Annotated in this window: 1 protein-coding gene; it reads right to left on the reverse strand. The window is 63.2% G+C overall.

The genetic code is table 11. The features are described 5' to 3' along the window. Positions 1–2,653 (reverse strand): pyruvate dehydrogenase (acetyl-transferring), homodimeric type (aceE, locus tag J2Y68_RS21955; protein ID WP_309997082.1); only part of this gene is annotated, 2,653 nt, incomplete at both ends.

Below are 2,653 nucleotides of genomic sequence, written 5' to 3' on the forward strand. Positions count from 1 at the left end.
AGGGTTTTGGCGACGATGGAGTGGGTGTCGTTTTTGAAGTAGCGGCGTGCGGCTTGGCGGGTGTCGGAGAAGCCGAAGCCGTCTGCTCCGAGGGAGGCGAAGTCGTTGGGGATGTATTGGCGGATTTGGTCGGGGACGGCTTTCATGTAGTCGGTGACGGCGATGACGGGCCCGGTTTTGCCTGCGAGTTGTTCGGTGATGAAGGGGGTGGGTGCGGGTTGGCCGGGGTTGAGGAAGGCGTGTTCTTCGGCGGCGAGTCCGTCGCGTCGGAGTTCGTTCCAGGAGGTCACGGACCAGACGTCGGCTGCGACGTTCCAGTCTTCGTTGAGGATCCGGGCGGCTTCCAGGGCCCAGGGCACGGAGACGCCGGAGGCGAGGATCTGCGCGGTGGGCCGGTTGTTATCGCCCTCGGGGGCGTCGGCGAGGTGGTAGATGCCCTTGATCAGTGCGTTGGTGTCGAGGTTTTCCGGTTCCGCCGGTTGGGTGATGGGTTCGTTGTAGACGGTGAGGTAGTACATCACGTTTTTATCTGACGCAGTTCTGGTTCCTTGCGCGTCAGCGTCGGGTCCGTACATTTGTTCGAGTCCGTGGCGGATGATGTGGCCGATTTCGTAGCCGTAGGCGGGGTCGTAGGTGCGTACGGCGGGGTTGGTGGAGGCCAGGATGGGGGAGTGCCCGTCGGCGTGTTGGAGTCCTTCGCCGGTGAGGGTGGTCCGTCCTGCGGTCGCGCCGATGATGAACCCGCGGGTCATTTGGTCTGCTGCGGCCCAGAAGGAGTCCCCGGTGCGTTGGAAGCCGAACATGGAGTAGAACACGTAGATCGGGACCAGGGGTTCGCCGTGGGTGGCGTAGGAGGTTCCGGCGGCGGTGAACGCTGCGACGGCGCCGGCTTCGTTGATGCCGGGGTGGATCAGTTGTCCGGCGGGTGATTCTTTGTAGGCCAGGACGAGGTCGCGGTCCACGGAGAGGTAGTTCTGGCCTTTGGGGTTGTAGATTTTCGCGGTCGGGAAGAACGCGTCCATCCCGAAGGTCCGGGATTCGTCCGGGACCACGGGCACGAACCGGGCGCCGAAGTTTTTGTCGCGCATGAGGTCTTTGAGGAGCCTCACGAAGGCCATGGTGGTCGCGGCTTGTTGTTTCCCGGATCCGCGTTTGGCCACTTCGTAGGACTTCGCGTCCGGGAGGGTCACGGGGGTGTGGGTGCGGCGCCGTTCGGGTACGAACCCGCCCAGTTCGGCGCGGCGTTCCATGAGGTATTTGATTTCCGGGGCGTCCATGCCGGGGTGGTAGTACGGGGGCCGGTAGAGGTCCGCGTCGAGTTGTTCGTCCGTGATGGGGATCCGGAGGTGGTCACGGAAGGCTTTGAGGTCTTCCATGGTCAGTTTCTTCATTTGGTGGGTCGCGTTGCGGCCCTCGAAGTGCGGGCCCAGGCCGTAGCCCTTGACGGTTTTGGCCAGGATCACGGTGGGTTTGCCCTTGAACTCGGTCGCTGCCTTATAGGCGGCGTAGACCTTGCGGTAGTCGTGACCGCCGCGTTTGAGGCCCCAGATCTGTTCGTCGTTCAGGTCCGCGACCATGTCCTTGGTGGCCGGGTTCTTCCCGAAGAAGTGTTCCCGCACGAACCCGCCGGACTCGGCCTTGTAGGTCTGGTAGTCACCATCGGGGGTTTCGTTCATGATTTTCACCAACGCCCCGTCGGTGTCGGCCTCGAGCAGGGAGTCCCACTCACGGCCCCAGACGACCTTGATCACGTTCCAGCCCGCGCCGCGGAAGAACGCTTCGAGTTCCTGCATGATCTTGCCGTTACCGCGGACCGGTCCGTCCAGGCGCTGGAGGTTGCAGTTGACCACGAAGTTCAGGTTGTCCAGGTTCTCGTTCGCGGCGAGCTGGAGCAAACCACGGGACTCGGGCTCGTCCATTTCCCCGTCACCAAGGAACGCCCAGACCTGCTGGTCGGAGGTGTCTTTGATCCCACGGTTCTGCAGGTACCGGTTGGACTGGGCCTGGTAGATCGCGTTCATCGGGCCGATACCCATCGACACGGTCGGGAACTCCCAGAAGTCCGGCATCAGGCGCGGGTGCGGGTACGAGGACAACGCGTGCCCGGCCTTGGACTTCTCCTGCCGGAACCCGTCCAGATCCTCTTCAGTGAGGCGGCCTTCCATGAACGCCCGGGCGTACATCCCCGGGGAGGCGTGGCCCTGGAAGAAGACCTGGTCACCGCCGGAGGGGTGGTCCTTGCCGCGGAAGAAGTGGTTAAAGCCCACCTCGTACAGGGTCGCGGCACCGGCATACGTGGAGATATGCCCGCCCACACCAATATCGGCCCGCTGCGCACGGTGAACCATCACCGCCGCGTTCCAGCGCATATACGCCCGGTACCGGCGCTCGAACTCCTCGTTCCCCGGGAACGGCGCTTCCTGGTCCACCGGGATCGTGTTCACGTAATCAGTGGTCGTCACCATCGGCACACCCACCGACCGGGCACCAGCACGCTGCAACAACGAACGCATAATGAACTGCGCACGCTCAGTACCCTGCTCGGCGATCAACGCATCAAGGGACTCAATCCACTCCGCAGTCTCTTCCGGATCACGATCAGGCAGCTGGGCAGTCAACCCGCTGAGGATGTGTGAGGTCTCTTCTCCTACAG

This window comes from Paenarthrobacter nitroguajacolicus (assembly GCF_031455195.1).
GTDB lineage: Bacteria > Actinomycetota > Actinomycetes > Actinomycetales > Micrococcaceae > Arthrobacter > Arthrobacter nitroguajacolicus_D.